Source organism: Arthrobacter sp. 10T413_2, assembly GCF_056394205.1.
Genome location: NZ_JBFTHK010000221.1, coordinates 1 through 5,884, shown reverse-complemented (window position 1 = coordinate 5,884; position 5,884 = coordinate 1). Strand labels below are relative to the sequence as shown.

Below are 5,884 nucleotides of genomic sequence, written 5' to 3'. Positions count from 1 at the left end.
CGGTGTGGGACGGCTCCCCGGGGGAGTAGGCCGGTAGTCCGCGTCGACCGGCTCCAGGATGGCCCAGTCGCTGTTGACGTGCAGCCAGCCGCGGGGGCAGTCAAACGCCAGCGGTGTGAACTCGGAGGCCGCGTAGGCATCGTGGAGGGCGCCCCCGAACGCCGCCACGATGCGGGCCCGCACGTCCGGCCCGCTGGACTCGCCTGCCAACTCCACCACCACGGGTTTCAGGTGGAGCCGGCCGGCTGCTTGCTCCTCGGCGAGCAGCGCGAGGGCACTCGGATAGCCGGTGACAGCTGAGGGGTCGAAGTCATTGAGGGCTGCCACGAGCCGCGCCAGCGGCTGTTGCACCGGAAAAGCCCGKAACGCGCGCCGGCGCCACCAACTGCGCCGGCCCTGCCATTGCACCCAACCTGCCCCCGCGTAGTGTCCGCCAGTGCCCACAACTGCCGCCCAGCGCAACCCGCGGCGGCCCATAGCCAGCAGCTCCGCGGGCGACAGCCAGGCCAGGTCGATGCGCAGAGTGAAGGCCTGGGAGACTGCGAGGGAACGGGGATCGTGCACGAAGATACCGGGGTGCCCGGTGGTGCCCGACGTTGTGCAGACGAAATACCGGTCCAGGTATGGCGTTCCGACCAAGGACGGGTCGGCGATGAAGGCCTCGACTCCGGCCCGGGTGACGGCGGGATCGGTGACCCAGTCATCGAAGTTKGCCATGAGCTCCTGTTTGGTGACCGGTGGCAGCTCCGGCAGGACGACGCCGTCGGCGGCCAGGGCGCCCTTCACGTCCCGGTAGAGGCGCCGGTAGAAGGGCGAACTGATCCGGGCGTGAGCGACGATCGCCGCCAGCCGGGCGTCCCGGCGCCGGGCCAGGCCGGCCGGCCCCTGGCCCTGGGCCCACAGCTGATCGAGAGCGAAGCCCAGTTCCTCCAACAGCCTTGCCACAGTTACCTCCTGGGGTAAGCCGACAGGGTCGAAAGCATTCGGTCGAAACCAGAGTCACCGGGCGCGTACGCCCGCCCGCCACACGGCCCGGGTGAGCGGAATGCCGGGCCGGTAGGCMAGGTGCGTGGCCGAGGGCGCGTTGAGCAGGTGCAGGTCCGCCCGGTGTCCGACGGMGATCGAGCCCACGGCGCGTTCGCCGTCGACGTCGTTCCCGGACTCCCGCCCCAGGGCCAGCGCTCCGCCGTAGGTTGCCGCGCGCACCGCCTMGTGGACGCTGAGCCGCATCTGCAGCACGGCAGTGGTGACACAGAACGCCATCGAGCTCGTGTAGGACGTGCCTGGGTTGCAGTTGGAGGCCAACGCGAGCTGCACGCCGGCGTCGAGCAGTTCCCTTCCGGGGGCCAGCGGCTGCCGGGTGGAAAGATCGCAGGCCGGCAGGCACGTCGCGACGGTGCCACGCTGTCCCGTCCCCCGAGCGCCGGCGACCGGAGAACGGGTGCCGCTGGCGTCCTCCCAGCCGGACCAGCTGCCGGCGAGGGCGTCKATGTCCGCGGCCGAAAGGTAGTTCACGTGGTCCACGCTCGCGGCGCCGAATTCCACGGCCAGCCGGACACCCGGGCCTTCGCCAAGCTGGTTGCCGTGGACCCGCAGTCCCAGCCCGGCGTCCTTGCAKGCCTGCAGCACCCGGCGGGACTGGTCCTCGTTGAAGGCGCCCTGCTCGCAAAACACATCGGCCCAGCGTACGTAGGGCAGAACCGCGGCGAGCATCGGCCCGCAGACCAGCTCCGTGTAGTCCTCGGCGTCCATGCCGGCGGGCACAAGGTGCGCTCCGAGGTAGGTGACCTCGTCCGCGACCGTGGAGGCGATCCGGGCGCTGCGGGCCTCGTTCTCGACGTCCAGGCCGTAGCCCGTTTTGGTCTCGAGGTAGGTGGTGCCCTGAGAGACGGCTTCCGCGATGCGGCCCATCGCCAGCCGGGTGAGCTCGAAGTCGCTCGTGCTCCGGGTGGCGCCGGTGGTCACGGCGATCCMGCCGGCACTGTAGCTCTCCCCGGCCATCCGGGCCTCGAACTCGGCCGTGCGGTCCCCCGCGAAAATCAGGTGGGTGTGGGAATCGACCCAGCCCGGCAGGAGCGCCCGGCCGCCGGCGTCCACGGCTTCATCCGCCGCCGGTGCGCCGGCCGCKGGACCCAGCCAGGATATCCGCTCCCCCTCGATCACCACCGCCGCGTCGCGGAGGACGCGGTGTTCCGCGTCCTGGGTCATGAGTTCGGCGATGTTGGTGATCAGGGTGCTCATGGATCCATTCTTCAGCGCCGGATGGACCAGCGGGTCGCGGCCAGCGCCTCCGCTGTCCGGGATGCCGGACTGGCCTCCGCGGCCGTGCCGGAAGGGGCCGCACCCTGCCCGGCCAGGATCAGCCCGGCGGCCAGTTCCGCGATGGCCGAGGACGTCTGGAAGCCGTAGCCGCCCTGGCCGGCGAGCCAGAAGAATCCGGTGGCCTCGGCGTCGAATCCCACCACCGGGACACCGTCCGCGGCTTCGGTCCGCAGACCGGTCCAGGCTTTGCTGACGCCGCGGATCCCGAGCGTCGTGATCGTGTTGAGCCGGGCGACGAGACCTTCGATGTCGCCAGGGTAGGGCCGGGCGTCTTCGGCTCCGCTGGGGACGTGTTCCGCGGGCGAGATCAGGACCTGTCCGTCGTCGGGCCGGAAATAGAAGCTGTCATCGGCCGCCGCCACCATGGGGCAGGTTGCCGGGAGGGGATGCCCGACGTCGACGATCGCGGCGGTGCGGCGGTACGGCTGGAGGCCGAGCTTCTCGACGCCGCTGAGGACCGCGAGCTCGTCCGCCCAGGCGCCGGCCGCATTGACCACGACGGCGGCCTCGAAGCCTTCCTGTCCGGCGCCGAGTTCCMAGCCGGTGCCCAGGCGCTGCGCCGAATGGACCCTGGCCCCGGTGATGATGTCCACGCCGCCGGCTTCGGCCCGCCGCCGGTGGTCCTCGAGCAGTATCGGGGCGTTGCAGGCGAAGGATCCGGTGTCCAGGCCGGCGGCGCTGAAGGATTCCGGGACCAGGACAGGGCACAGTTCCAGCGCCTCGGCGTGGGTGATCCGGTGCATGTGGCCGCTGGCTTTGGCCCGGACGGTGGCGTCATCGCCGATCAGCATGAAGCCGCGCGGCGTGAGCACCGCTGCCGGGCGTTCGGTGTCGCCGGCGGCGATGAGCTCCAGCGTCCGGACCGTGAGTTCCTGGACGACGGGCGGGCCGTAGCTGGGGATCAGCTGCCGGGCCGAGCGGGCCGAAGTGTGGTACGCCAGGGTCTGCTCGGCCTCGACCAGGGCCACGCTGCAGTGCCCGGCCAGGGCGGAGGCAAGGGACAGGCCGGCGATGCCTCCGCCGACAATCACGACATCGTAAGTTGCTGACATGGTCCCATCCTTGCAGACGGAGCCGCGGCACGGGGAGAGACTCGGGTTACGGCACGGGGTGCGGCGCAGTMAGAGGCGCCGCACCCCGCAGCCCGTTTTCTAGGCCGCGACGGCGGCCCGGCTCCGGACGAACGCCTGAACGCAGGCCTCGACGTCTTCGGCGCTGTGCGCGGCGGAGAGCTGGACGCGGATGCGGGCCGCGCCCTTGGGCACCACAGGGTAGCTGAATGCCGTGACGAAGACGCCGTTGTGGAGCATAGCGTCGGCCACCTTGGCCGCCATGACGGCGTCGCCGAACATAACCGGAACAATCGCGTGTTCACCGGGGAGAAGTTCGAAGCCTTCCTCGCTMATGCGGTTGCGGAACAGTTCCGCGTTGGCGAAGAGCTTGGTGCGCAGTTCACCGGAGTTCTCCACGAGGTCCAGTGCCTTGAGCGTGGCCGCGACGATGGCCGGGGCCAGCGAGTTGGAGAACAGGTAAGGGCGGGCCTTCTGGCGGAGCATGGCGATGACCTCGCGGCGCCCGGAGACGTAGCCGCCGGAGGCGCCGCCGAGGGCTTTGCCGAAAGTTCCCGTGTAGATGTCCACGCGGTCCGAGACGCCGGCGTGTTCGGGGGTGCCCGCACCGGAGGCGCCCATGAAGCCCACCGCGTGGGAGTCGTCCACCATGACCATGGCGTCGTACTTTTCGGCGAGGTCGCAGATCGCTTCGAGCGGGGCCAGGAAGCCGTCCATCGAGAAGACGCCGTCCGTGACGATGATCTTGCGGCGGGCCGGGTTCTCCTGCGTGGTGGCCTCGATCAGCTTCGATTCGAGGTCCKCCATGTCCTGGTTGGCGTAGCGGAAGCGCTGGGCCTTGCAAAGCCGGATGCCATCGATGATGGATGCGTGGTTMAGTGCGTCGGAGATGACGGCGTCCTCCGGGCCGAAGAGGGATTCGAAKACGCCGCCGTTGGCGTCGAAGCAGCTGGAGAACAGGATGGTGTCCTCGGTGCCGAGGAACGTCGAGACGCGTTTTTCCAGGGCCAGGTGCAGGTCCTGGGTGCCGCAGATGAAGCGGACGCTGGCCATGCCGAAGCCGCGCTCGTCCATCGCGGCCTTGGCGGCGGCGATGATCTCCGGGTGGTCCGCGAGGCCGAGGTAGTTGTTGGCGCAGAAGTTCAGGACGTCCGCGCTGGACTCCCCGATCTGCCCGGCCTTGATGTGGTTGGCMTGCGGCGAGTCGATGTGCCGCTCGGTCTTGAACAGTCCGGCGCTGCGGATCTCGTCGAGTTCGTGCTGCAGCTGGTCCTTGATGGTCGAATACATGGGTTGGCTCCTCAGCTGGTTGGATGCGGGGGCGAAATGCTGGTTCGGAAAAGGGCGCCTGGAAGCGGCGGGCTGGAGAGGGCGGCCTAGAAGACGGTCCAGTCGAGGACCACTTTGCCCCCGACGCCGGCGCGGGCAACCTCGAAGCCTTTTTCCCAGTCGGTGGCGGGCAGTGAGTCGGTGACGACGGCGGAAATGTTGGCGTGCAGGACCGGGTTGGAGGAGAGCATGGCGCTCATCGCGTACCAGGTCTCGAACATTTCGCGGCCGTAGATGCCCTTMATGGTCAGCATGTGCGTGACCACCTTGCCCCAGTCGATGTCGATGGACTGGCTGGGCAGTCCCAGCATTGCGATCCTGCCGCCGTGGTTCATGTTGTCGATCATCTCAGGCAGCGCGGTGGGGTGTCCCGACATTTCCATGCCGATGTCAAAGCCTTCGCGCATCCCGAGTTCGCGCTGGGCGTCCTTGACCCGCATTTTCGAGACGTCGATCGCGAGGTCGACGCCGAGCTTCCGGGCCAGTTCCAGCCGGGGAGCGGAGACGTCGGTGATGGCGATCTTGCGGGCGCCGGCATGCCGGGCGACGGCGATGGCCATGAGCCCGATGGGCCCGGCGCCGGTGATCAGGACGTCCTCGCCGACCAGCGGGAAGCTCAGGGCGGTGTGGACGGCGTTGCCGAAGGGGTCGAAGATGGCGCCCAGTTCCGGGGTGACGGAGGGATCCTGGTGGACCCAGACGTTGGTCTCGGGGATCACCACGTACTCGGCGAAGGCGCCGTCGCGCTGGACGCCGACGCTGACGGTGTTGATGCACATCTGCTTGCGGCCGGCGCGGCAGTTGCGGCAGATGCCGCACACGATGTGGCCCTCGCCGGAGACCCGGTCCCCCACTTTGACGTCCAGGACGTCCTCGCCGATCTCCACGACCTCGCCGTAGAACTCGTGGCCGGCGATCAGCGGGGCGTTGATGATGCCCTGCGCCCAGGCGTCCCAGGACTGGATGTGCAGGTCCGTGCCGCAGATGCCGGTGGTCRTGACCCGGATCTTGACGTCACCCGGGCCGGCCTCGGGCTCCGGKCGGTCGACGAGTTCGAATCCTGCGTGGGCACCGGCCTTGTAGAGAGCCTTCATGGACTTTCCTAACTGTGTTTTGCTCCGCGTGTAGTGCCCCGCCCGGTCTATTCCGCCGTGCGGCACGGG

The 5,884-nt window shown here is 69.2% G+C and carries 5 protein-coding genes; all 5 read right to left on the bottom strand.

Features of this window, described 5'->3' with window-relative positions; genetic code table 11:
* Nucleotides 1–945: AMP-binding protein (locus AC1DBQ_RS20925; protein WP_476930339.1), on the bottom strand; the 945-nt coding region annotated here is incomplete at its 3' end.
* A 54-nt stretch (nt 946–999) separates the two neighbouring features.
* The gene (locus AC1DBQ_RS20920) at nt 1,000–2,241 is read right to left on the bottom strand and encodes an amidohydrolase family protein (protein ID WP_476930338.1); all 1,242 of its coding nucleotides are present in this window, start codon (nt 2,239–2,241) and stop codon (nt 1,000–1,002) included.
* Nucleotides 2,242–2,252: 11 nt separating this feature from the next.
* Nucleotides 2,253–3,374, bottom strand: a complete 1,122-nt coding sequence (locus AC1DBQ_RS20915) for an NAD(P)/FAD-dependent oxidoreductase (protein WP_476930337.1) — start codon at nt 3,372–3,374, stop codon at nt 2,253–2,255.
* A gap of 99 nt (nt 3,375–3,473) precedes the next feature.
* Nucleotides 3,474–4,682 carry a glycine C-acetyltransferase gene (locus AC1DBQ_RS20910; RefSeq protein WP_476930336.1) on the bottom strand — a complete coding sequence of 403 codons (1,209 nt, stop codon included), beginning with the start codon at nt 4,680–4,682 and terminating at the stop codon, nt 3,474–3,476.
* An 86-nt stretch (nt 4,683–4,768) separates the two neighbouring features.
* Nucleotides 4,769–5,815 carry an L-threonine 3-dehydrogenase gene (tdh, locus tag AC1DBQ_RS20905; RefSeq protein WP_476930335.1) on the bottom strand — a complete coding sequence of 349 codons (1,047 nt, stop codon included), beginning with the start codon at nt 5,813–5,815 and terminating at the stop codon, nt 4,769–4,771.
* Between the last annotated feature and the right edge of the window lie 69 nt (nt 5,816–5,884).